The organism is Flavobacterium artemisiae, assembly GCF_042678225.1.
Lineage (GTDB): Bacteria > Bacteroidota > Bacteroidia > Flavobacteriales > Flavobacteriaceae > Flavobacterium > Flavobacterium artemisiae.
Window position 1 is genome coordinate 833,849 of record NZ_JBHUDZ010000018.1, and the last position, 24,532, is coordinate 858,380.

Below are 24,532 nucleotides of genomic sequence, written 5' to 3' on the forward strand. Positions count from 1 at the left end.
CAAAAACTAAGCAAAATGGTTTCTTTTTTTAATACCTAAATCTTACTAAAACTATTGAATAACCACTTTTTGAGTCAAGAATTCAGTTTCTGATTTTTTGAATTTGATTTCGATAGTTCCTTTTGCAGTTGCTTTGTATTTGTAAACTGTCTTTTTTGGTTCTGGAACTTGCTGCGTGCAAACTCCTGTTGGATATTTTGCAATTACCTGCAATCCTTTTACCGCTCCGATTGTAACCTCTGAAATTTTATCAAATTCTCCGCAAGCATTATCTACTGTATACGTTACTTCATAACTCAACTCGTCATTTACTTTCCCTGTTGCCGGCCCTTTGATTTCTGTTACTAAAGCTGCTTTTGTAGTTGTTGCAGGTGTTTTTTCGTCGTCATCGTTACTGCATGAAACTAATCCAATTGATAAAAATAATACTACCAAAACTGATTTTAATCTAAAACTTTTCATATAAAATAATAATTAATTGTTAATTACTATGAAGATGTCGCAGGGTTGCAATGGTTGCTTATAACAAATGTTAAAATGTTTTACCTTAGTATTAAACATTTATAAATCAATAATTTATTTATTGAAAAAATATTTAAAAAATACCGTCTTTTCTTATGAATATAAAAAATCATTACCTAGCCCCGGTAGAAGCGGCATCCTTTTTATCCGCTTTTTGCGGATAAAAAGATATAGCGGATAACGGGACAAAACGTTCTTATGAAAATGAATTAATATGCTGCTAAAACAAAAAAACACCAGCGTTAACTGATGTTTTTTAAATTATATATTTTAATTGCACTAAGCTGTTTTCTTTTTGAAAATCTTTTTAAATAAATTGACCACTGCCAAAACAATAAGTCCCAATACTAGTCCAATGGTAAATTCTTTAAGAATTGCCGGAAGTTTAATTTCAGGTACATAATGATGAAAAAATGGAATATAGTGCACGAAAATACCTCCTGCAACTAAAAGCAAAGCAATAGTTCCAACAACAGTTAAACCCTTTATAACTAAAGGCAGTGCTTTTACTAATAAATTCCCGATAAATCTTGCAGGGCTTTTTTCACTTTTACTAAATTTTATAAGCCTATATCCTGCTTCATCCATTCTCACAATTAGCGCTACTATTCCGTAAACACCTACTGTTGCCACTACAGCAATTATTGAAGTAACAATTATTTGTTGTGTTAATGGTTCTTCGATAACAGTTCCTAAAGCTATTATGACTATTTCAACAGATAAAATAAAATCAGTAATAATAGCTGATTTTATTTTTCCTTTTTCAATCTCCAAAATTTGTTCTTCGGTAAAAGTCTCATTTGTGATACCTTCTGATTCTTCATGTGTATGAGGGAATATGAATTCGTAAATTTTTTCAGCACCTTCATAGGCTAGAAAAAGCCCTCCGAGAACAAGAATTACTATAATTGCAATTGGTAAAAACGCACTTAACAAAAATGCAATTGGAAGAATAATAATTTTATTCAATAATGAACCTTTACTGATTGCCCACAAAACCGGCAACTCTCTTGATGATGCAAATCCAGAAGCTTTTTCTGCATTTACGGCTAAATCATCGCCAAGAATTCCAGCTGTTTTTTTGGCTGCAATTTTACTCATTACTGCTACATCATCCATAATTGCAGCGATATCATCTAATAGTGCGAAAAAACCTGAACCCATTTTTAAATTTATTTTTAGTGACGCGAATCTACTACATTTTGTTTGAATCTAACCAAAAATATCAGACCAAATTAGCGTTTTTTTATTCCGTTTTTCTGTACAGTTTACCTAAAAGTATTTCTAACTGCACTGACCTAGCAGCACCCAAATAATTATAAATACCAAAATAGTTCCGAAGCATCCTCCGCCTAATTTCTTAGCTCCGTAACCTGCAATTAATCCTCTAAATATATTGTTCATGATCTCTTTTTTAATGAATTAGTAAATAAAATTTATGCTTTTTTCTATGACGCTAATTTGAAAATAAATACAATACAGTTTGTTATATCAATTTCTCGAAAAGTTTCAGGATTTACGGATAAAAAAAACACCAGCCTTTCGACTGATGTTTTCTCCAATTAATAATTAACTAAATAAAATTATTAACCATTATGCGTTTGGTTTCTAAAAACCAATTTACCGTCAAAAGCATCCAATAAAATAATGCTTTCTGTTGTAATATTTCCTGCTAAAATTTCTTTTGACAATTGATTTAGAACTTCTCTCTGTACGACACGTTTTACTGGTCTTGCACCAAATTGAGGATCATATCCTTTATCTGATAAATAAGCAATAGCTTCTGGAGTTGCATCCATTGTAATGCCTTGCAATGCCAGCATTTTGGTAACACTCTTCAACTGTAAACTTACAATTCTAGAGATATTATCTACTGTAAGCGGTGTAAACATTACGATTTCGTCAATACGGTTAATAAACTCTGGGCGAACAGTTTGTTTTAATAATCCCAAGACTTCGTTTTTCGCAGCTTCTGTTGCTGCCTCAACGCCGCCTTTTAGATTTTCAAATTTCTCCTGAATAATCTGGCTTCCCATATTAGAAGTCATGATGATAATCGTGTTTTTGAAATCTGCCAGACGCCCTTTATTATCAGTCAATCGACCTTCATCTAGAACCTGCAATAAAATATTGAAAGTATCTGGATGCGCTTTTTCGATCTCATCCAGCAAAATCACAGAATATGGTTTTCTACGAACCGCTTCTGTCAATTGACCGCCTTCATCATAACCTACATATCCTGGAGGCGCACCAACCAAACGGCTCACACTGTGACGTTCTTGATACTCACTCATATCGATACGAGTCATCGCATTTTCATCATCAAAAAGATATTCGGCCAATGCTTTTGCTAACTCGGTTTTACCAACCCCAGTTGTTCCTAAGAATAAGAACGTTCCAACAGGTTTTTTCATATCCTGTAAACCAGCGCGGCTTCTACGAACTGCGTCACTTACTGCTTCTATCGCTTCTTCCTGACCTACAACACGTTTGTGTAATTCGTCTTCCAGATGCAATAATTTTTCTCTTTCAGTCTGAAGCATTTTCATTACCGGAATTCCAGTCCATTTTGCCACAACTTCTGCAATATCTTCGCGAGTAACTTCTTCTTTTATTAAAGAGTTTCCTTGCTGATATTCCTGTAATTGTTTTTGCAGCGTTTCTTGTCTTTCCTGCGCTTCTTTTATTTTTCCATAACGAATTTCAGCTACTTTTCCGTAATCTCCATCACGTTCTGCGCGTTCTGCTTCGTATTTAAAATCTTCTATTTCGTGTTTAACAGCCTGAATTCCGTCAACGATATCTTTTTCCGATTTCCATTTTGCATAGATTTCATTGCGCTCTTCTTTCAGGTTGGCCAAATCCATTCCTAAAATTTTCAGTTTGCTTTCTTCTTTTTCACGTTTAATGGCTTCAATCTCAATTTCTAACTGCATGATCTTACGATCTAAAACGTCTAATTCTTCAGGTTTCGAGTTGATTTCCATTCGCAGTTTAGAAGCTGCTTCGTCCATCAAATCGATCGCTTTATCTGGTAAAAAACGATTTGTAATATATCTTTGCGAAAGCTCAACCGCTGCAATAATAGCCTCATCTTTGATCTGAACTTTATGGTGTGTTTCGTATTTTTCTTTGATTCCACGCAGAATAGAAATTGCACTTTCTGTGTCTGGTTCGTCAATTAATACTTTTTGGAAACGTCTTTCTAACGCTTTATCTTTTTCAAAATATTTTTGATATTCATCTAAAGTTGTTGCTCCAATTGCTCTCAATTCTCCACGAGCCAAAGCTGGTTTTAGGATATTGGCAGCATCCATTGCGCCTTCACCTCCACCCGCTCCTACAAGTGTATGAATCTCATCGATAAACAAAACGATATCACCTTCTGCAGCTGTAACTTCTTTTACAACCGATTTAAGACGCTCTTCAAATTCTCCTTTGAATTTTGCCCCAGCGATCAAAGCTCCCATGTCTAATGAGAAAACGATTTTATCTTTCAGATTTTCTGGAACGTCGCCATCCACAATTCTATGGGCTAAACCTTCAGCAATGGCAGTTTTACCAACTCCAGGTTCACCAATTAACATCGGATTGTTTTTGGTTCTACGAGTCAGAATCTGAAGCACACGGCGAATTTCTTCATCACGGCCAATAACTGGATCCAGTTTTCCTGTTCTTGCTAATTCGTTTAGGTTTTTGGCATATTTATTTAATGAATTATACGTTTCTTCAGCCGATGCCGAAGTTACTCTTTCACCTTTTCTTAATTCTTCAATAGCTGCTTTAAGTCCTTTTCCAGTTACCCCCTGATCCTTTAAAATCTGGGAAACTTTACTTTTTGAGTCGTAAATAGCTAAAATTAAATGTTCGATCGAAACATATTCGTCGTTCATTTTTTGTGCGATGATTTCTGCTTCATTCAACGCTTTATTGGCGTCTCTTGAAAGTAAAATATCACCTCCAGAAACTTTTGGAAAACTCTGAATTGTTGCATCTAGAAGCTGCTGAAACAATGGCACATTCACGTTTAATTTTTTTAATATAAATGGCGCTACGTTTTCATCAACTTCAAAAATGGCTTTAAAAATGTGTTCATTTTCAATTTGCTGCTGACCATTTCGTTGTGCTAATTGCTGCGACAACTGAATGGCTTCCTGCGATTTAATAGTAAACTTATTAATATTCATATTTATTTGATTTGATTGATTTTTAATTTTTAAAATTTATAAGATTAAAGTTACGATTTATCGAGTTACGTAATTCCCTCAAAAAAGTTAACTTTGTATTCGAATAGACAAATTATATTCCACAACAAAAAAACAGACAAAACGGCATTAAAAACGTATTTTGTATTATTTTTAAATGCCAAAAAGTCATAAAACAAGACAAATTATGAGTTTTTTAAATTCAATCTTCGGAAGTTCAGAGAACTCAGAAGCTCCAAAAAGTAAAGTAAATTGGACAGAATTAACCGATATTCTTCAGTTAACGGAAGTTGAAGCAATTTCTAATGAAAAGCCAGTTGTCATTTTTAAACACAGTACAAGATGCAGTATCAGCCGAATGGCTTTAAAGCAATTTGAAAGAGAATATGATCTTGAAGGTGTTGTTGACGCTTATTTCTTAGATTTAATTGCGCACAGAGATATTTCAAATGAAATCGCACGCCGATTTGGTGTGTACCACGAATCACCACAATTGATTTTAATTAAAAATGGAAAAGCTATTTACAACGTTTCACACAGTGATATTGATGCTGGAGCACTAAAAAGTAAAGTATAATTTTTTTTGCCACAGATTAAGAGAATTAAAATGATTTTTTGCCACGAATTTCACAAATTGACGCTAATTAATTAGTGCAAATTCGTGGAATCTGTGGCAACTTTTTCTTTAAAAACTTCCTCCAGAACCTCCTCCGCTATAACCTCCATCGCCAAATTCCATTGGAGAGTCTGGTTTCATTTCAGGTTTCATTCCGAAAGTTGAGGCTACAATTAAAGCTTCTGCATTTAAAATGGAATCCGAATGATTGATTCTATCTGGTTTAAACGTTAATCCGCTTTCTTTTTCTTTTAATTTCCTAATAGAAAAATAAGCGATTACAAACAAGACAATGCCGCCTAAAGTTAAAGCAATTTCAATCGGCATCACCGAATAATAATATCTAATCGTATAAATAGTAAAAGCAATAACTGCAAAATTGATCCAAAGCATAATTCTGTCTTTGGTTCTTAAAGCTTGAACTAAATATACTACTGGCACAATAAAGGTAAAAGCATAAAAGAAAAAGGCGAACGGAATATCGCTTCCAGGTTTCACTTCGGTGCCTAAAAGCTCCGCTGAAAGTTCTCTTACAACCAAATAATTACAAGAAAGATAAAACAAAATCAAACAAAAACTGTTGGCTGACAAAAGTCCGTTGTAGTAATAATGTTCGTTTAGATTTTTGATTAATTTCTTCGTTCCAAAATAAAAAACAGCTGCAAAAATCATGGCTCCAAATGGTAAAAGAGCCTTTCCTGCTTCACCCAATTCGAACATTCCATAAAACAACAAAGCTGTTATTGCAAAACAAAAAACCAGCATCGACAATACATGCAAATATCTTAAATACATAAATAATGCGGCAACAGACACAAAAAAAGCAATAACCATTTCATAGCCTTCTGTTGTAATAGCAATAGCAATTCCAAAAGTTAAAAGTCCTCCTAAAATAAAAGCATCATCCAAACCGTGATTATGATAGTTTTGTTTAGCAAGAAATTCTGCACCGGCAAATCCTACAATCGCAAAAAGATAGCAGCATATTTTTAGAAATGTATGTTCACTGTTCAAACCAATCAAAGAAATCACGCCACATATAGAGGAATATAAAAAGCTTCCTAAAAGAAAAAAGCCAAGCCGAACCAATATATTGCTTTGACTTTTAAATCTTGGCAACTCTTTTTCGATTAATTTCTTTTGTTCTCTATTGATAAAACCGCCTTTGTATAAAGTGTCCGCTTCATCAACTAAAGCCTCATTGTCAAGTATTTGTTTATCATATACTATCATGCCGTAACTTTTTTATTAAAATTTTTAATAAGCTTAATAAACATTACAATCGAACCGATAAAATAAATCGGAAGAAGTAACACCAATAATTCCCATAAATCAGAGAAATCTACGTCTTCAAATAGTCTAAATAGAAAAATATTCAGGCCGATATAAGCGTAAATAATCATAAAAACATAAAGTGAAATGGCCTTATACTCATAACTTATTTTATAGAAATAAAAAGTTGATCCCGCTAAAACCAACGCAAAAAGCATCCATGTTAAAACATCATAATTCGTTAAATTGCTTATTGATGCAATACTAATGATGTGGAGTGCAAAAGTTAAAAAGATCAATCCAAAATGAGTTTTCAGGGAAATTCGGCGGCTGTAAATAGTCCAAAGAATCAATAAAACACCTAACATTACAGCAGAATAACTCAAACTTTGGCTGGAATAAAAGTCATTATTACTCAACAAAGTCTGCGGTGTTACCGAAAGTCCGACATAGGCCGCCAAACCTGTTATGGCAATTGTCAAAACACTTTTATTATCAAAATAATAAGCGCAAAAAAAACTGACAAGCGTAGGAACCAAAGTTGCCAATCCGTAATGATTTCCAAATGGTTCGTATTGAAATTGCAGATAGCCAATAAAAATACACGTTAAAATATTTGCTGCTAAAACCAAATATTCTAAAACTGGATGATCAAAAGCAGTTTCGTTTTTTTGAAAGCCTTTTGAATTTTTGAAACAGTAATAAAAACAAACCGCAATCACGATCAGTAATAAAGAAAGAATCGCAATATGCCCAATGGTGTCAATATTTTCATAAATTAAAACTCCAATTCCCGACGTAAAAGCCACGACAGAAAGGTATATTAAAAATTTGAGTTCCGCGTTTAAGGAAAAAATATTTAAACTCCTATATATTTTAATTTCGTCGAATTGGTTTTGAGTGATAAAACCTCTTTCAAGAAGATCTTCTTCAGATTTTTTCATTGGCATAAATGTTGAGATTTTCAAATATAAGTATTTTATTATAAAGCTTAATTTCTCGTTATTAAAATAAGTTTTTTAGTGTAAAAACAACACTTAATAAACATAGAATCAAAACATTAAAAGCTTAAATAATTGATAAATTAATTTGAAATTCTTTTTATTCTTTTACATTTGTGCAATCGATTACATTAACTATTATAACCACTTAAACCACTATTTGATGAAGACTTATTTTTTGTTCTTGGCATTATTACTGCCTTGCACTTTTGCTTTTGCCCAAAATTATGTTATGAACAGTCCTGAGGGATTTGGTGCCTCAGCGACCGGAGGCGGAAATACTGCTCCAGTAACTGTTTCTAATTACGCCGATCTAACTGCAAAATTGAAACTAAATACTCCTCAGGTAATTCTTGTCTCTGGAATAATAAACTGTAACTACACAAGTCTTACTGCAAAAGACAAAACATTGATTGGTTTACCTGGCGCGCGATTGGTCAATCTTGATCAAACAGTTGCAGGTTCAGGAATTTTAAATTTAAAAGAAGGTTCGAACAATATTATTATTCGTAATCTTATTTTTGAAGGCCCCGGCTCTTATGATGTTGACGGCCACGATAATCTGACTTCTGAAGCTACAAATCTTTGGGTGGATCATTGTGAATTTCAAGACGGAATGGATGGTAACTTTGATAATAAAGGAGCTGCAGATAATGTAACTATTTCTTGGACAAAATTTACTTATTTAAAATCTCCAAAGTCTGGAGGAACCGGCGGAGCCGACGATCATAGATTTAGTAATCTTATTGGTTCTGGAAAAAATGATTTCCCTGCTGACGGCCATTATAGTATTACTTTTAAAAACTGCTATTGGGCTCAAGGATGCAGACAAAGGATGCCTCGCGCCAGAAATGCAGAAATTCATGTCTTAAACTGCTATTACAAAACTTCAGAACAAGGCTCTCTTGCTATAGGTTTAGGCGGTGGACAAAAAAATGCTACCTGTTATGTTGAAGGAACAGATTTTGAACAAGTAGAAAAAGTTTTTAAAGAATATATAAGTACAGACGGCGGTACTGTCGGAATCGTATTTGACCATTGTCGTAAAGGACCTTCAGATTTTGGAACCAAAGTCAACAAACCAAATTACTCATATACTACTATACCTTTGGGAAAAGTGGAAGAATTTGTTTCAAATAAATCTTGCGGTGCTGGTGCTACTTTACAAGTAAGTCAAACTGGTGTTGTTAGTACAAGTTGTACAGTAAAAAGCTAAAAATATTTTTATAAAAAAACCGATTTGAATACAAATCGGTTTTTTTATTTTTAAAATGCAGCATTCATTTTCTGCTTAATATTGTCAAGGCATAAATTATTAATACTGCCTTCGTGCGTATGTTTCGTTTCTTTTGGAGATTTATATGTTCCTGCTTCTAATTGTTCGGCAACAGCTTTGTAAGCATCTCTAAACGGCATTCCTGCAACCACCATTTCGTTTAAAGTATCTACCGTAAACAAATAATCGTATTTTTTATCTTCTAAAATATGATCTTTTACTGTGATATCTTTAATTGAGAAAATCGCTATATCCAAACAAGCTTTCAGGTTTTGAATTGCTGGAAATAATCCTTCTTTTAAAAGCTGTAAATCTCTGTGATAACCGCTTGGAAGATTATTTGTAATTAAAGTGATTTCGTATGGAAGCGCCTGAATCTTATTGCATTTTCCTCTGATTAATTCAAAAACATCTGGATTCTTTTTATGAGGCATAATACTTGAGCCTGTTGTAAGATGTGCAGGAAGACCTATAAAATCAAAGTTTTGACTCATGTATAAACACACATCCATTGAAAATTTAGCCAACGTAGCTGCAACACTACTCATTGCAAAAGCAACTGTTTTCTCTGATTTTCCGCGGCTCATTTGAGCAGCAACCGAATTGTATTTTAAAGTTTCAAAACCTAATTCCTGCGTTGTAAAAGTTCTGTTGATTGGGAAAGAACTTCCGTAACCTGCAGCAGATCCTAACGGATTTTGATCCACAATTTTCAAGGCTGCATTGAGCATTGTAATGTCGTCAATCAAAGTTTCGGCGTAAGCTGAAAACCACATTCCGAAAGAAGATGGCATCGCGATTTGTAAATGTGTATAACCTGGCAATAAAACGTTTTGGTGTTTTTCTGCCGATTCCATCATTAAGTCAAAAAGTATTTTTACTTGTTCTTTTAACTCTTTTACAACATCTTTAAGATATAAATTTACATCTACTAAAACCTGATCGTTTCTAGAACGTGCTGTGTGGATTTTCTTTCCAGCATCGCCTAATTTTACCGTTAACAGATATTCAATTTTAGAATGCACGTCTTCAAAACTGTCTTCGATTTCGAAATTACCTACTACAATATCAGCAATGATTTCGTTTAAAGCATCAACCAGAGATGTTGTTTCTTCTGAAGTCAATAAACCAATTTGTCCAAGCATTTTAGCGTGTGCAATTGAACCTAAAGCATCGTATTTTGCTAAAACCAAATCCAGTTCACGGTCGTTTCCAACGGTGAATTGTTCGATTTGTTTATCTGTTGGTATTCCTTTTTCCCAAAGTTTCATAAGATGTTTGTTTTTTTGTTTCACAGAGATACTCAAAGGGCATCAAAGATTCACAAAGTTTCTTTTTTAACTTGATGTTTCTTATTTCCTGAGTGCCCTAGCCCCGATAGTAGTGGAAATCCTTTTTCTGGCTTCTTTAGCCAGAAAAAGATTGTAACGGATAGCGGGATTAGCTCCTAAAAAATATTATAATTTAAAGAAATCAGTTAGTATTTTAACATACAAATCGACTCCTTCTACAATTTCATTTACAAAAATAAATTCGTCTGCCGAATGTGAACGCAACGTTTCTCCTGGCCCTAATTTTAAAGACTGACAGCTTAAAACTGACTGATCTGAAAGTGTCGGCGAACCATAAGTTGTTCTTCCTAAAGCAATTCCTGCTTCCACTAAACCGTGTTCAACCGGAATTGAAGAAGCATTTAAGTGCATTGATCTTGGCATTACTTCAGCGTTTACATTTGCTTTTACCACTTCCAAAATTTCAGCATTCGTATAACGATCTGTTACACGAATATCGACAACCAAATCACATTCTGACGGAACAACATTATGCTGTTTTCCAGCATTGATCTGCGTTACGGTCATTTTTACAGGACCTAAAACGTCTGATATTTTATCGAATTTATAATTTTTAAACCATTCCATTACCGGAATTGATTTGTATAAAGCATTATCATCGTTTTGGTGCGCGGCGTGGCTTGCAGTTCCTTTTACTTTTACATCTAAAACTAGTAGCCCTTTTTCCGCTACTGCTAATTGCATTAAAGTCGGTTCACCTACAATTGCACAATCTAATTCTGGTAAGTGCTTTAAAACGCTGTTTAAACCATTTTTTCCGCTGCTTTCTTCTTCTGCCGAAGCAACGATAACTATATTATGCGATAAATTTTGATTTTCGTAAAAATGAACGAATGTTGCTAATAGCGAGACCAGACATCCTCCTGCATCATTGCTTCCTAATCCGAAAAGTTTACCATCTTTTTCTATTGCTTTAAACGGATCGTTGGTGTAAGCCTGATTCGGTCTTACGGTATCGTGATGTGAGTTTAGTAAAAGTGTTGGTTTGTTTTCGTCGAAATATTTATTGAAAGCCCACACATTATTATTTTCTCTCTTGAAAGGAATCTCATTCTGATTGAACCAATTTTCTATTAAAAGAGCCGTTTGATCTTCTTCACTTGAAAATGAAGGGGTTTCGATCAGGCTTCTCAACAAACTAATTGCTTCCTGGGTAAGCGTATCTATATTTTTCATAGGTTTGGTTTCTTTGCCGCGAAGGCACGAAGTCACAAAGTTTTTTTCAAATCTGTGACATTTTTTGTTTGCGCAAATTTCTAAAATTTAATCTTAAAAGTACTGCGCAATTGTGTTTTTTTGCCACTAATTACTCGAATTTTCACGAATTATTTTTTTGTCACAGATTTAAAATCAAAATAACTTTTTAATGCGCGACTGAAAATTATTTTCTCTTTTGACAGAAAAAATTAGAGTCAATTTTTTGTGGTTCGTGGCAACATCTTTTATAACGTAATTGTTGTATGCGGAACATCTGCGTTTTGAAGCATTTTGTGATGCCCTATTTTTATTTTCTGCACACCTCTTGATAAACTGTTGAAGCAGTTATCCAGCTTCGGAATCATTCCGGAATGGATTACTTTTTCTTCTTTTAGTTTGTTATATAACGCTTCATTAATTTCTGTAATAACCGAAGAATCGTCTTCTGAATCCATCAACACACCTTGTTTTTCAAAACAATACGTCAGCGTAACATCAAAAACTTCAGATAATGCGATTGACAATTCGCTTGCAATAGTATCGGCATTTGTGTTTAATAATTGTCCGTTTTTATCGTGTGTGATTGCACAGAAAACGGGTACAATTCCTGCTTCTAATAAAGTTGCCAGTAATTTGGTGTTGACTTTTTTTACATCGCCTACAAATCCGTAATCGATTGTTGGATGATTTCTTTTTGTGGACTGAATTAGATTTCCATCGGCTCCAGAAAAACCAACTGCATTATTGTCTTTTGCCTGCAATTGCGCCACAATATGTTTGTTGATCTGACCTGCGTAAATCATTACTACAACATCTAGCATTGGAGCATCTGTGATTCGGCGTCCGTCAATCATTTGCGGAACTAATCCAATACTCTGCGCCATTTTAGTTGCCGATTTTCCACCGCCGTGAACTAATACTTTATGCCCTTCAATTTTAGAAAAATCAGTTAAAAATTGTTCTAATTCTGCTGGATTGTCGATGATGTTTCCACCAATTTTTATTACTTGAACGTTCATTTCTTATAAGGTTCAAAGGTTCAAAGGAACAAAGGTTCAGAGGTTTTTCCTTTGCCCCTCTGTAACTTTGTGCCTATGTACCTTAATTTATATCTTCTTTAGAATCTTTTGTAAAACTAATTGTGCTGAATACGTTCTATTATTCGCCTGTTCAATTACAATTGAATTTTCTCCATCTAAAACTTCATCCGTTACAATTACGTTACGACGAACTGGAAGACAGTGCATGAATTTTCCGTTGTTCGTTAAAGCCATTTTTTCGGCTGTAACCGTCCAATTTGGATCGCTGTTGGTTACTTTTCCGTAATCTTTGAAATTACTCCAGTTTTTAACGTAAACAAAATCAGCGTTTTCGAAAGCTTTATCTTGGTCGTATTCAATTACGCAGTCTTTTGTAATTTCTGGACTTAATTCATAACCTTCAGGATGTGTGATTACAAAATCCATGTCTTTTTGCATCTGCATCATTTCCACAAATGAATTAGCAACTGCTTGTGGCAAAGCTTTTGGATGCGGTGCCCAAGAAAGCACTACTTTTTGTTTGTTTTTGTGTCTAGGTTTGAATTCTTCCATTGTAATCGCATCTGCCAATGATTGTAATGGGTGACGGATAGCACTTTCCATGTTTACAATCGGCACTGTAGCATATTTCAAAAATCCTGAAATTACAGTTTCCTGATAATCTTTTTCTTTATCTACCAAACCAGCAAAAGCACGGATTGCGATAATATCACAATATTGCGAAACAACTTCTGCCGCTTCTTTAATATGTTCGGAAGCACCAGAATTCATTACTGCTCCATCTTCAAATTCTAATGTCCATCCTTCGTTGGTAAAATTCATTACCATAACATTCATTCCTAAGTTCATAGCCGCTTTTTGAGTACTCAAACGCGTTCTTAAACTCGGATTGAAGAATAACATTCCTAATGTTTTATTCTTTCCTAAACTTTGATTTTTAAGCGGATTCTTTTTGATTTTTATCGCTTGATTTACCCATTTTGACAATGAGTTAATTTCTTTTATTGAGATATAGTTCATATTTTTTTTAATTAGAAAATGTGAAAATGTGATAATGTGATAATCTGATAATTAGATAATTGTGACACTATCTAATTTTCTAATTGACTCATTAGATTATTTTTGTAAATGGAATTTCGTCTTTCAGTGCCCGCAGAATAAAATTATCATTTAATCCGTTCACAATCCAGGTTTCTATGTTGGCTGCTTTTGAAATTCCTGCTGCTTCAATTTTGGACTGCATTCCTCCTGTTCCGTGTGATGATTTTGAATCTCCAATTTCTTTTTCAAGCGATTTTAAATCATTTACCAATTTTATTGTTTCCGGAACTTCATTATGAATAGATTCTTTCGTGTAAATTCCGTTTGTATTGGTTGCAATAATCAGAATATCAACATTTAGCAGCACTGCCGTTAAAGCTGCTAATTTGTCGTTATCTCCAAACCGAATTTCATCTGTTGCAACGGTATCATTTTCATTGATAATTGGAATATAATTGTTTTTAACCAATACATTAATCGTATTTACAATGTTCTTTTTGGTCTGCTCTTTTTCGAAATCCGAATAAGAAAGTAAACACTGCGAAGTATTTAATCCTAAATCCTTAAAATTCTCATTGTAAATCCGCATTAAATGAGGCTGTCCGATTGAAGCTAAAGCCTGTTTTACAAAAACATCTTTATCCTGATTATCCAGCTTTACGAATTGCTTTGCTGCCGCAATTGCTCCTGAACTTACGATGATAAATTCATATTCGTCGTTTAAAGCTGCAATCTGTACTCCAAGATCTTCTATCTTTCCCCGCGAAATATGATTGGTTTCTTTGGTTAAAGTATTACTACCTATCTTTAATAAAATCCGTTTTTTTGCCATGTTTTTTGTTTTTGCCACGAAGGCGCTAAGGCACTAAGTTTTATGTTTTTTTTGCCACGAATTACACTAATTCTCACGAATTATTTTTTACCAAAATGCTGAATAAATTAGTGGAAATTAGTGTAATTCGTGGCAAACCAATCCTTTATTATCTAATTGACTAATTATCTCAATTATCGAACTTGTCCTTCTCCGTACACATACCATTTATTCGTAACCAAATGCTGTAAACCAATTGGCCCTCTTTGATGCAGTTTATCAGTGCTTATTGCTAATTCTCCGCCAAGACCAAATTGACCTCCGTCTGTAAATCTGGTTGATGCGTTTTGGTAAACCGCTGCCGCATCAATCGATTCCATAAACTGTTGCGCAGTTTCGTTATCTCTTGCAATAATTGCTGCAGAATGACCGCCACAGTATTTATTAATCATATCAATAGCATGATCCTGAGAATCTATTGTTCCGATTACGATTTTATAATCTAAAAACTCTTCGTACCAAATATCTTCGTTTTCGATTGTTTTCGTATTCTCGAAATTCTCTAACGATTTGTCGACAATAACTTCTACTTTTGATTCGATTAAAGCTTCAATTAACATCGCTGTAAATCCTTCAAAATTTGGAAGTTTCGAACTTATCAAAACTTTATCCAAAGCATTACAAGCAGAAATTTTCGCGGTTTTAGCATTTAAAATTACTTTTAAAGCCAAATCTGTATCAGCATCTTCATGAACGTAAACAAAATTATTGCCGCGTCCGCTTACAATTACTGGGCAAGTTGCGTGTGCTTTTACAAACTCAATTAATTTTTCTCCTCCTCTCGGAACAATTAAATCTACTTTTTGAGTTGGTTTTTCTAAAAATGCCTGCGTTTCGGTTCTATTATAATTCAGATATTCTACCCAGTCTTTTGAAACTCCATTTTCTTCTAAAGCTTTGTGCCAAAGACTTACGATCTTTAAATTTGATTTTAGAGATTCTTTTCCACCTTTTAATAAAATCTTATTTCCGGATTTAAAAGCAATTCCGCCAGCTTCAATTGTAACGTCGGGACGAGATTCGTAAATAATTAAAATTGTTCCGAAAGCTGCGGTTTTATTCACCACTTTAATTCCATTATCATGAGTAAAATGAAAACGCTCAATGCCAATGGGATCTTCCTGCGAAGCTAATTGATTCAATGACAAAATCATTTCATCAACTTTTTTATCATCTACTTTCAGGCGTTCTTCCATCGCTAAATCTGAACCGTCGTAATCACTAAGATCTTCCTGATTGGTCAAAATGATCTGATTCCGCTCTTGTTCTACCAGCTTTGCCATAGTCCGCAAAACCGCATTGCGTGTTTCAATTGATAATGGTTTCATAATTTCAAGTGGTTGGTTGTTTTTTGGTTGTTTCTTTCTATCGAAACTTTATTCATCCTAACAGGTTTTAAAAACCTGTTAGGTTTGTTACTTGATCTATTTCAAGTTGATTTTAATACCTAACAGGTTTTGGAAACCTGTTAGGATAATCGCGTGCTTAGTGTTTTAATTCCTCTAAACTTTCTTTCAAAGCTTTTACAAACGTATCAATATCCGCTTTTTTCACTGTAAGCGGTGGCAAAATTCTCAATAGATTTTTGTTGTTTGCGCTTCCTGTAAAAATGTGTTTTTCGATAATTAATTTCTTTCTTAAAGCTGCTACATCAAAATCAAACTCCACTCCTAGCATCAAACCTTTTCCTTTTACTTGTTTGATTCCGTCAACTTCTTTGATTTTTTCTAAGAAATATTCGTAAACTTCATTTACATTCTTTTGTAAATCAAGCTTTTCAATTACATCTAAAACTGCGATTCCTGCTGCACAAGACAAATGGCTTCCGCCGAAAGTAGTTCCTAATAATCCGAAACTTGCTTCGAATTTTGGAGAAATTAAAATTGCTCCAACTGGAAAACCGTTCCCCATTCCTTTTGCAACTGAAATAATATCAGCGTTGATTCCGTGATGTTGGAAAGCGAAGAATTTTCCGCTTCTTCCGTATCCTGATTGTACTTCATCTAAAATCAAAACAACATCGTGTTTTTTACATGCTTTTTCTAAAGCCTGAAAAAACTCCGTTGTTCCTTGGTCTAAACCTCCAACTCCCTGAATTCCTTCAATAATTACAGCCGTAACATCTCCTTTTGCTAGTTCCGCTTCAACCAATTCAATTTGGTTTAAAGGTAAAAATGTTACTTCTTGCTGTGCATTTATTGGCGCAACAATCTTTTTGTTGTCTGTAACCGCAACGGCAGCAGAAGTTCTTCCGTGGAAAGAATTATCAAATGCCACAACTCTTGATTTTCCGTTATGGAAAGAAGCTAATTTTAATGCATTTTCGTTTGCCTCAGCACCAGAACTACATAAAAACAATTCATAATCTTCTAATCCTGAAATTTTTCCTAATTTCTGTGCCAATTCAACCTGTAAAGGATTCTGAATCGCATTTGAATAAAATCCTAAATGATCTAATTGATTCTTCAGTTTTGCTACATAATCCGGCTGTGTATGTCCAATAGAAATCACACCATGTCCGCTGTATAAATCTAAATATTCTACTCCTTTGTCGTCGATGATTGTACAATCAATTGCTTTTACTGGAGTGATATCGTATAATGGGTAAACGTTGAATAAGTTCATTTTTGAAAAAGTTAAATGTTATTTGTTAAAAGTTAGAAGTTCAATGCAATGCGTATATTACATCTAATTTCATTTTTAACTTAAAAATTAATTGTAAAAATTCAGAAGTGTAGACGTTTAACATCTAACTTTTAACTTCTTACTTTCACTAGAATCCGCTTGGTTTCAAATGTAAACCTGTGGTTTCTTCTAATCCGAACATTAAATTCATGTTTTGAATCGCTTGTCCTGAAGCACCTTTGGTTAAGTTATCTATAATTGATGTTATGAGAACCCGGTTTCCTTTTTTCAATAAACTAATGATACATTTGTTCGTTTGAACCACTTGTTTCATGTTGATGTTAGTAGTTGTAACGGTTACAAAAGGCTCGTTTCTATAGAACTCTTCGTATTTTTCAACTAATTGCTCCAAACTGTCATCACATAATGTGTAAAGCGTTGCAAAAATCCCTCTTGGAAAATCTCCTCTGTTGGGAATAAAAAGCAATTCACTGTCAAAATCATCTTGCAGCTGAACCAAACTTTCTGAAATTTCACCTAAATGCTGGTGCTCAAAAGCTTTGTAATGTGACATATTATTGTTTCTCCAGCTGAAATGAGAAGTTTCTGAAAGACTTACGCCTGCTCCTGTACTTCCTGTTGTCGCGTTAATGTGAACATCATTATTCAACAAATTGTGCTCTGCTAAAGGCAATAAAGCCAACTGAATAGCAGTTGCAAAACAACCTGGATTGGCAATATAATTTGCTTTTTTAATTTCTGCTTTATTGATTTCAGGCAAGCCGTAAACAAAATCTTTTCCTTCGAAATGTGCATCTTTATTCAATCTGAAATCGTTTCCTAAATCGATAATTTTAGTATGACTCGCAAACTGATTTTCTTTCAAAAATGAAATCGATTTTCCGTGACCTAAACACAAGAAAACGACATTCACATTCGGATTGATTTCGGCTGTGAAATTCATTTCGATATCGCCCATCAAATCGTGGTGCGCTACAGAAAGTGGTTTTCCGGCATTTGTTGTACTGTAAACAAAATCGATGTTTACTTTTGGATGATACATTAAAATTCTGATGAGTTCTCCAGCTGTGTAGCCCGAACCACCAATAATTCCGACATTAATCATGTTCTAAATGATTTACAGATGAAAATATATTTTGTGCGTTTCCTAAAATCTTAATAAATCCTTTTGCATCTTCAGATGTCCAAGCATTGTTCATTTCGCCATACTGACCAAAACCAGTATTCATCAAATCATTTTTAGATTCGATTCCGTCAAGCGAAAAATGGTATGGTTTTAATGAAACAGTTACTGTCCCATTTACTGTTTTTTGAGTGTCTTGCAAGAAAGTTTCAATGTTTCTCATTACAGGATCCAAGAACTGACCTTCGTGAAATAACATTCCGTACCAGTTTCCTAACTGTTCTTTCCAATATTGCTGCCATTTTCCAAGAGTGTGTTTCTCCAATAAATGGTGCGCTTTGATGATAATTAATGGTGCAGCGGCTTCAAAACCAACTCTTCCTTTAATTCCGATAATCGTATCACCAACATGAATATCTCTTCCAATTGCGTAAGCGTTTGCTAATTTTTCAAGCGCTACAATATTGTTAGATGGTTTATCGGTTTTTCCGTTTAAACCAACTAATTCTCCTTGTTCAAAATGAAGCGTTACTTTTTCTTCACCTTCTTTTTGTAATTGTGATGGATACGCTTCACTTGGTAATGGCTGTCCTGAAGTTAGAGTTTCTTTTCCTCCAACACTTGTTCCCCAAAGTCCTTTATTGATAGAATATTGTGCTTTTTCCCAAGAATAGTGAACTCCGTTTTGAGCTAAATAATCTACTTCTTCTTGTCTTGAAAGTTTTAAATCTCTAATTGGCGTAATGATTTCAATTTCCGGAGCAATAGTCTGGAAAATCAAATCGAAACGTATTTGGTCATTTCCTGCACCTGTACTTCCGTGTGCGATTGCACTTGCTCCTACTTTTTTAGCGTATTTAATCGCTTCAATTGCTTGGAAAACGCGCTCTGCACTAACTGATAATGGATAAGTATTGTTTTTTAATACGTTTCCGAAAATCAAATATTTTATAGCTTTATCATAATATTTGTCTACGATTGTAAGATTTGCGTGTTGTGCGCTTCCTAACTCGTAAGCTCTTGATTCAATAGCTGTTAATTCTTCAGCAGAAAATCCTCCTGTGTCTACAAGAACAGTGTGAACTTCGTATCCTTTTTCATTTTTTAAATATTTCAAACAATACGAGGTATCTAATCCTCCGCTATAAGCTAATACTACTTTTTTCATTTTTTATAATTTAGGCTAATACTTTCGTATGCAGCAGTTGAGATTTTTTCTAATTAATTTGTTAAACAAAAAATGCTATTATTTTATTTAAAAATAAAGCTTGTTTGATTTTTTTAAGTCTGCTTAAAACAGCCTCGTTAAAAGGATGTCTCGGCGGTGTTTTTTGTTTTTCTTTCGGATCGTATAACATTCCTGTACAAAGACACATTTTATTTTCTTTGCTTTGTAAAATTGGGAAATTTGTACACGTTTTACATCCAGCCCAAAAACTTGGATCGGTTGTTAATTCTGAGAATGGAACTGGCTTATAACCCAATTCTGAGTTAATTTTCATAACCGCCAAACCAGTTGTAATTCCGAATATTTTTGCGTCTGGAAATCTTTTTAAAGAATAATCAAAAACTTTCGCTTTGATCTTTTTAGCCAAACCATGACTTCTATAATCCGGATGTACAATTAATCCTGAATGCGCCACGAATTTTCCGTGCTGCCAGCTTTCTATGTAACAAAAACCAGCAAACTTTCCATCAGCTATTGCAATCATTGCATCACCGTTTGCCATTTTTTTCTGAATGTATTCAGGAGTTCTCTTAGCAATCCCCGTGCCTCTTAATAAGGCAGATGATTCTATCGTATCGCAAATTTCTTGTGCGAATTTGAAGTGTTCTTCCTGAGTTACAACAATAGAGATCTTCATTTCAATTATTGAAGTTAGAGTTAAAAATTAAAGCATATTGTTTGTTTTGAAATCCAGAATTGAATCCAATAAAAATAGACAAAATAGAAGTAACTTTCTCAAAATCAAAAACTTGATCAAGAAAATTCACAAAAAAGTATATAGTTTTAGGATATGTTTGTCCAATGGACAAATTATATGATTTCAAAATGAAAAAGGGATATGAATAATATACGGTTTAAAAACTCAGTGGATACTATAGAGATAGTGTCCGTACTTCGGGAGAAGCAATCGGTGAGTTTGTCCGTGACAAAGAAGTTATATGTAAACTAATTTTATTCATCGCTGCAAATGTACACTATTTTTTATTTCACAAAACAAAAAAATCAAATTCTAACATTTTTTTTACGTTTTGTTATTATAAAAAGCTACTAAGATGCTAAGCTACTGAGTTACTGAGTTTTCTTTCTTTGAAAATCCATCTAGAACCTTAATCCTACATAGATAAAAAACAAAAATTCCAAACCCAATAAAATTGGAATTTGGAATTTTTTGATATTTTTAATTTAAAATTTTACTTTTTAGTAAACGGAATTACTTGTCCATTTCCTGTAAGTGTCATATCAAAACCTGTTTTGGCCTCGTTAAATTTAAGTTTTACTCCAGCTCTGCCCGATTCAAATGTATCTTTTTCGTTTGCAACAGGATCTAAAGAAAATTTAGGATAGTTTGGCAACTCAGCATTTAAAACACTGTTTTTCTCTGACAATTCAACTGTAAGCGGTGAATTAGCAGTAACATATTTACCAATATAAGCATCCAAAACAATGTCTTTTTCAATTTTTCCGTTTCCCGCTTTCCACACATTATTGCTTTCGTTATAATCTGGGAAAACGTGATCTGGATCTAACGTTACACTTTCAATTTCTTCTGTAGAATTATGTTTGAAAGACCATGAATTATTTCTCTGCCAAATTTCTACTGGTAACTTTACTCTTGTTACTTTACCACTTTTCGTTTTAACATCTAAAACAATCGGCATCGGAATTTTATCAAAATTCTCAACTGTAATTACAACACCTTTTGCAGGATCATTTTTTACATATTTAATAGAGTTAATTCCTTGATCAAAACGCCAGTTATTGATAAACCAGCTTCTCCAGAACCAGCTTAAATCTTCTCCCGCAACATTTTCGATTGTTCTAAAGAAATCATCTGGAGTTGGATGTTTGTAAGCCCATCTTTCTACATAAGTACGAAGTGCTTTATCAAAACGTTCTTCGCCTAAAATCTGCTCTCTCAACATTACTAAACCAGCACTAGGTTTTGCATAACACAATACACCAATATTACGTTCTTTCATATTATCTGGAGAACTTAATACCGTTTCTAACTTCGGACTTGTATAATATTCTGCATTCTCGTGTAAATCTTCTGCTTTTTGTTTGTACTCACCTTTATTAAAATCAACTGAGCTTACTGAATTAATAAAAGTATTAAACCCTTCATCCATCCAAGCAAAATAACGTTCGTTTGAACCTACAATCATAGGAAACCAAATGTGTCCAAATTCGTGATCCGTAACTCCCCATAAATCCTCGCCTTTAGATTCCCATCCGCAGAAAACAATTCCAGGATATTCCATTCCTCCTTCGTTTCCAGCTACGTTTGTTGCTGCAGGATAAGGATATTCAAACCATCTTTTTGAGTAATTTTCAATTGAAGCTTTTACATATTCTGTAGAACGGCTCCAAGCATCATTACCAGAACTTTCAACTGGATAAGCAGATAATGCTAATGATTTTTTACCGCTTGGTAGATTAATTTTTGCTCCATCTAAAATAAATGCTGGTGAAGATGCCCAAGAAAAATCACGCGCATTTGTAATTCTATAATGCCATGTTTTTTCTGCCGTTGCATTTGTATTCGCTGTTGATGCAACTTCAGCAGCAGAACGAATTACAACTGTTTTATCACTTTGTTGTGCTTCTTTATAACGCTTTAATTGTTCTGCAGACAATACTTCTACGCCGTTTACAAGTTCTCCAGAACCTACAACATAATGATTTGCCGGAGCAGTAATTTTTACATCAAAATTTCCGTATTCCAAATAGAACTCAGATGCTCCTAAATAAGGCGCTGTATTCCATCCTTTTACGTCATCATATACGCACATTCTTGGATACCATTGTGCGATTGTGAAGATTTTACCGTTTTTAGTTTCTAAAACTCCCATTCTATCCGATCCTTCGAACGGAGCGATGAACGAAAACTCAATTTTCACTTTTACAGAGCCGCCTTTTGCCGCCAGTTCCTGCGGTAAAAAAATCTGCATTCTTGTATCTGTAATAATATATTTTGCAGTAACCTCTGTTTTGGTTTTTCCTCCAGAAATTATTTTTACAGATTTAATTTTATTACCTCCGTCAAAAACCTGACCTTGAGCTCCGTTACGGCTTCCTGTCAAAGGCACAACTGCATTTCCTCTTGAATCATTTTTAAACAAATTCTGATCTAAATACAGCCATAAAAAAGACATTTTATCTGGACTATTATTAGTATACGTAATTTCGTCTGTACCTACAAGTTCGTTTGTTGTGTTGTTTAATTTTACCGTTAACTGATAATCAGCTCTGTTCTGCCAGTAATCAACTCCTGGCTGTCCGCTGGCTGTGCGGGTTGAAGTACCATTTTTGGTGTAAAAATTTGGTGCAAATGCATCGTGATAATTGTAATTATTAACTGGAGTACCTGTTGAAGCAGGTGTCTGCGCCCAGACAGAAGAAATTCCTGTAAACAAAGCCATGGTTAAAAAGGCTTTAAAAGCGTGTATTTTCATATTTTTTAGCTATTTGTATAGCAAATTAATGAAAAAAAAAGCTATTCACAGAGAAAAATAAAAACATAAATTGAATTTTAGCAAAATTTTATCAATAAAATAAATTGAGAGATTTTCTTAAAAACTTATTTTTATAAAATATATTTACATTAAAAACAGAACATTCATTTTACTTACAATATTTTGATCACAACAATCTCAAATTCAAGACTAACAGCTTCTATCAAACACGCAGGAGCCGAATTATTTTCTATAAAAGACAATCAAAACAAAGAATATATTTGGGAAGGCAATCCTGATTTTTGGGGAAAACATTCTCCAGTTCTTTTTCCGATTGTCGGCACTTTAAAGAATAATACTTACACTATTAACGGAAAAGAATATCAGCTGCCTCGCCATGGTTTTGCACGCGATATGGAATTTGAATTGACTGAAAAAACAGAAAATAAAGCAATTTTTTCTCTACAATCTTCTGATGAAACATTAAAAAAATATCCTTTCGCTTTTGAATTGCAGCTTATTTATACTTTGAATGAAAATGCACTTGAAATTGCATACAATGTAATTAATAAAAGTGACGAAAAAATGCCTTTTTCGATAGGCGCGCATCCGGCAATTGCACTTCCTGAAAATTTTGAAAACTATGCTTTTGAATTCGAAAAAGAAGAAATTTTAAAATATTATCTTTTAGAAAATGATTTAATTTCTAATCAGACCAAAATTCTTGAAACCAAAAATAATTTAGTCCCTCTAAATTATGAGCTTTTTAAAAATGATGCTTTGATCTTTAAAGCTTTAGAATCAAATTCTTTGACGATTCTAGAAAGCTCCAAACCTTATATAAAAGTTGATTTTGAAGATTTTCCAAGTTTAGGAATTTGGACAAAAGAAAATGCTCCTTTTGTTTGTATTGAACCTTGGTTGGGTTATTCGGACACGCTTGAAAACTCTGGAGATTTATATAAAAAAGAAGGGATTTTGATTTTGGATGAAAACAAAACTTTTACTTCAAAATTTAGTATTACAATATTATAATCTATCAAAATGTTAGAATTTAATTTTAGTCCATTTCCTGTTATCGAAACTGAACGTTTGCTTCTAAAAAGAATTACAAACGAAGACGTTAAAGAAGTTTTTGAACTCCGTTCGAATCCAGAAACAATGAAATATATTCCGAGACCATTGGTAAAAAACAATGAAGAAGCTCTCGCACATATTGCTCTACTGGACGAAAACATTAATAACAATACCGGAATAAATTGGGGAATTACGATAAAAGGTGATCCTAAACTTTTAGGGATTATTGGTTTTTACAGAACGCAGCCTGAAAATTATCGCTCAGAAATTGGTTATATGCTTTTGCCTGAATTTCACGGCAAAGGAATTGTCCCAGAAGCTGTTAAACGATTAATTGAATATGGCTTTAAAGATTTAAAACTCCATTCGATCGAAGCGGTAATTGCACCTGAAAATATTGCTTCAGAAAAAGTACTGCAAAAATGCGGTTTTGTAAAGGAAGCTCATTTTAAAGAATCAGAATTTTACGATGGAAAATTTCTCGATAAGGTAATTTACTCATTACTAGAATCGTAGTGATTTATTCTTATTAAAAAGAATTTCTTAACAATACTTCCGTAAGATTATGCGTTATATTTGCGCTCGAAATCAGCTAAAAAAGCTTGTTTTG

General features: G+C 33.8%; 20 protein-coding genes. 4 read left to right on the forward strand and 16 right to left on the reverse strand.

Features of this window, described 5'->3' with window-relative positions:
- Positions 1–51: 51 nt before the first annotated feature.
- The 3 genes from ACFSC2_RS23435 to clpB form a co-directional block, all read right to left on the reverse strand.
- Positions 52–462: a hypothetical protein gene (locus tag ACFSC2_RS23435; RefSeq protein ID WP_379813527.1), complete on the reverse strand. Its 411-nt coding sequence runs from the start codon at positions 460–462 to the stop codon at positions 52–54.
- Positions 463–801: 339 nt separating this feature from the next.
- Positions 802–1,686, reverse strand: coding sequence for a DUF808 domain-containing protein (locus ACFSC2_RS23440; protein WP_379813528.1), 885 nt, complete (start codon positions 1,684–1,686; stop codon positions 802–804).
- Between the two features lie 422 nt (positions 1,687–2,108).
- Entirely contained in the window at positions 2,109–4,709 is a 2,601-nt protein-coding gene (gene clpB / locus ACFSC2_RS23445; protein WP_379813529.1) for an ATP-dependent chaperone ClpB, read from the reverse strand.
- A 205-nt stretch (positions 4,710–4,914) separates the two neighbouring features.
- Between clpB and ytxJ the strand changes: the two genes are divergently transcribed.
- The gene (ytxJ, locus tag ACFSC2_RS23450) at positions 4,915–5,304 is read left to right on the forward strand and encodes a bacillithiol system redox-active protein YtxJ (RefSeq protein ID WP_379813530.1); all 390 of its coding nucleotides are present in this window, start codon (positions 4,915–4,917) and stop codon (positions 5,302–5,304) included.
- Positions 5,305–5,412: 108 nt separating this feature from the next.
- On the opposite strand, the gene ACFSC2_RS23455 is transcribed toward ytxJ, so the two are convergent.
- Both ACFSC2_RS23455 and ACFSC2_RS23460 read right to left on the reverse strand, forming a co-directional pair.
- Entirely contained in the window at positions 5,413–6,576 is a 1,164-nt protein-coding gene (locus ACFSC2_RS23455; protein WP_379813531.1) for a hypothetical protein, read from the reverse strand.
- Positions 6,573–7,559, reverse strand: a complete 987-nt coding sequence (locus ACFSC2_RS23460; protein WP_379813532.1) for a DUF2157 domain-containing protein — start codon at positions 7,557–7,559, stop codon at positions 6,573–6,575. Before ACFSC2_RS23460 ends, ACFSC2_RS23455 begins: the two co-directional genes overlap by 4 nt.
- 220 nt (positions 7,560–7,779) lie before the next feature.
- On the opposite strand from ACFSC2_RS23460, the gene ACFSC2_RS23465 reads away from it, so the two are divergent.
- Positions 7,780–8,832, forward strand: a complete 1,053-nt coding sequence (locus ACFSC2_RS23465; protein ID WP_379813533.1) for a pectate lyase family protein — start codon at positions 7,780–7,782, stop codon at positions 8,830–8,832.
- Between the two features lie 50 nt (positions 8,833–8,882).
- Here ACFSC2_RS23465 and argH read toward each other — a convergent pair whose 3' ends face one another.
- The 11 genes from argH to ACFSC2_RS23520 all read right to left on the reverse strand — a co-directional run bounded on the left by argH (position 8,883) and on the right by ACFSC2_RS23520 (position 22,845).
- Positions 8,883–10,163 carry an argininosuccinate lyase gene (gene argH, locus ACFSC2_RS23470; RefSeq protein WP_379813534.1) on the reverse strand — a complete coding sequence of 427 codons (1,281 nt, stop codon included), beginning with the start codon at positions 10,161–10,163 and terminating at the stop codon, positions 8,883–8,885.
- 186 nt (positions 10,164–10,349) lie between these two features.
- Positions 10,350–11,420, reverse strand: a complete 1,071-nt coding sequence (locus tag ACFSC2_RS23475; RefSeq protein ID WP_379813535.1) for a M20 family metallo-hydrolase — start codon at positions 11,418–11,420, stop codon at positions 10,350–10,352.
- A gap of 266 nt (positions 11,421–11,686) precedes the next feature.
- Positions 11,687–12,460 carry an acetylglutamate kinase gene (gene argB, locus ACFSC2_RS23480; protein ID WP_379813536.1) on the reverse strand — a complete coding sequence of 258 codons (774 nt, stop codon included), beginning with the start codon at positions 12,458–12,460 and terminating at the stop codon, positions 11,687–11,689.
- A gap of 87 nt (positions 12,461–12,547) precedes the next feature.
- Positions 12,548–13,501: an N-acetylornithine carbamoyltransferase gene (locus tag ACFSC2_RS23485; RefSeq protein WP_379813537.1), complete on the reverse strand. Its 954-nt coding sequence runs from the start codon at positions 13,499–13,501 to the stop codon at positions 12,548–12,550.
- Positions 13,502–13,592: 91 nt separating this feature from the next.
- A complete protein-coding gene (proB, locus tag ACFSC2_RS23490) occupies positions 13,593–14,354 on the reverse strand; it encodes a glutamate 5-kinase (protein ID WP_379813538.1) in 762 nt (253 codons plus the stop codon).
- 173 nt (positions 14,355–14,527) lie between these two features.
- Positions 14,528–15,721, reverse strand: a complete 1,194-nt coding sequence (locus ACFSC2_RS23495; RefSeq protein WP_379813539.1) for a glutamate-5-semialdehyde dehydrogenase — start codon at positions 15,719–15,721, stop codon at positions 14,528–14,530.
- 157 nt (positions 15,722–15,878) lie between these two features.
- Positions 15,879–17,018 carry an aspartate aminotransferase family protein gene (locus ACFSC2_RS23500; protein WP_379813540.1) on the reverse strand — a complete coding sequence of 380 codons (1,140 nt, stop codon included), beginning with the start codon at positions 17,016–17,018 and terminating at the stop codon, positions 15,879–15,881.
- Positions 17,019–17,166: 148 nt separating this feature from the next.
- Positions 17,167–18,144 (reverse strand): N-acetyl-gamma-glutamyl-phosphate reductase, encoded by a 978-nt coding sequence (gene argC / locus ACFSC2_RS23505; protein ID WP_379813541.1) that lies wholly within the window; start codon positions 18,142–18,144, stop codon positions 17,167–17,169.
- Complete coding sequence (locus ACFSC2_RS23510) at positions 18,137–19,330, reverse strand: argininosuccinate synthase (RefSeq protein ID WP_379813542.1); 1,194 nt, start codon at positions 19,328–19,330, stop codon at positions 18,137–18,139. The genes argC and ACFSC2_RS23510 overlap by 8 nt, the downstream gene beginning before the upstream one ends.
- Before the next feature lie 61 nt (positions 19,331–19,391).
- Positions 19,392–20,027 carry a GNAT family N-acetyltransferase gene (locus ACFSC2_RS23515; protein WP_379813543.1) on the reverse strand — a complete coding sequence of 212 codons (636 nt, stop codon included), beginning with the start codon at positions 20,025–20,027 and terminating at the stop codon, positions 19,392–19,394.
- A gap of 553 nt (positions 20,028–20,580) precedes the next feature.
- Positions 20,581–22,845 carry a M1 family metallopeptidase gene (locus tag ACFSC2_RS23520; protein WP_379813544.1) on the reverse strand — a complete coding sequence of 755 codons (2,265 nt, stop codon included), beginning with the start codon at positions 22,843–22,845 and terminating at the stop codon, positions 20,581–20,583.
- Positions 22,846–23,028: 183 nt separating this feature from the next.
- Between ACFSC2_RS23520 and ACFSC2_RS23525 the strand changes: the two genes are divergently transcribed.
- Both ACFSC2_RS23525 and ACFSC2_RS23530 read left to right on the forward strand, forming a co-directional pair.
- Complete coding sequence (locus tag ACFSC2_RS23525; RefSeq protein ID WP_379813545.1) at positions 23,029–23,880, forward strand: aldose 1-epimerase family protein; 852 nt, start codon at positions 23,029–23,031, stop codon at positions 23,878–23,880.
- Between the two features lie 9 nt (positions 23,881–23,889).
- Positions 23,890–24,438 (forward strand): GNAT family N-acetyltransferase, encoded by a 549-nt coding sequence (locus tag ACFSC2_RS23530; RefSeq protein ID WP_379813546.1) that lies wholly within the window; start codon positions 23,890–23,892, stop codon positions 24,436–24,438.
- Positions 24,439–24,532 lie beyond the last annotated feature (94 nt).

Coding starts and splice junctions, on each gene's coding strand:
- ACFSC2_RS23435 (WP_379813527.1), bottom strand. CDS start 462: ATGAAAAGTTTTAGATTAAAATCAGTTTTGGTAGTATTATTTTTATCA.
- ACFSC2_RS23440 (WP_379813528.1), bottom strand. CDS start 1,686: ATGGGTTCAGGTTTTTTCGCACTATTAGATGATATCGCTGCAATTATG.
- clpB (WP_379813529.1), bottom strand. CDS start 4,709: ATGAATATTAATAAGTTTACTATTAAATCGCAGGAAGCCATTCAGTTG.
- ytxJ (WP_379813530.1), top strand. CDS start 4,915: ATGAGTTTTTTAAATTCAATCTTCGGAAGTTCAGAGAACTCAGAAGCT.
- ACFSC2_RS23455 (WP_379813531.1), bottom strand. CDS start 6,576: ATGATAGTATATGATAAACAAATACTTGACAATGAGGCTTTAGTTGAT.
- ACFSC2_RS23460 (WP_379813532.1), bottom strand. CDS start 7,559: ATGAAAAAATCTGAAGAAGATCTTCTTGAAAGAGGTTTTATCACTCAA.
- ACFSC2_RS23465 (WP_379813533.1), top strand. CDS start 7,780: ATGAAGACTTATTTTTTGTTCTTGGCATTATTACTGCCTTGCACTTTT.
- argH (WP_379813534.1), bottom strand. CDS start 10,163: ATGAAACTTTGGGAAAAAGGAATACCAACAGATAAACAAATCGAACAA.
- ACFSC2_RS23475 (WP_379813535.1), bottom strand. CDS start 11,420: ATGAAAAATATAGATACGCTTACCCAGGAAGCAATTAGTTTGTTGAGA.
- argB (WP_379813536.1), bottom strand. CDS start 12,460: ATGAACGTTCAAGTAATAAAAATTGGTGGAAACATCATCGACAATCCA.
- ACFSC2_RS23485 (WP_379813537.1), bottom strand. CDS start 13,501: ATGAACTATATCTCAATAAAAGAAATTAACTCATTGTCAAAATGGGTA.
- proB (WP_379813538.1), bottom strand. CDS start 14,354: ATGGCAAAAAAACGGATTTTATTAAAGATAGGTAGTAATACTTTAACC.
- ACFSC2_RS23495 (WP_379813539.1), bottom strand. CDS start 15,721: ATGAAACCATTATCAATTGAAACACGCAATGCGGTTTTGCGGACTATG.
- ACFSC2_RS23500 (WP_379813540.1), bottom strand. CDS start 17,018: ATGAACTTATTCAACGTTTACCCATTATACGATATCACTCCAGTAAAA.
- argC (WP_379813541.1), bottom strand. CDS start 18,144: ATGATTAATGTCGGAATTATTGGTGGTTCGGGCTACACAGCTGGAGAA.
- ACFSC2_RS23510 (WP_379813542.1), bottom strand. CDS start 19,330: ATGAAAAAAGTAGTATTAGCTTATAGCGGAGGATTAGATACCTCGTAT.
- ACFSC2_RS23515 (WP_379813543.1), bottom strand. CDS start 20,027: ATGAAGATCTCTATTGTTGTAACTCAGGAAGAACACTTCAAATTCGCA.
- ACFSC2_RS23520 (WP_379813544.1), bottom strand. CDS start 22,845: ATGAAAATACACGCTTTTAAAGCCTTTTTAACCATGGCTTTGTTTACA.
- ACFSC2_RS23530 (WP_379813546.1), top strand. CDS start 23,890: ATGTTAGAATTTAATTTTAGTCCATTTCCTGTTATCGAAACTGAACGT.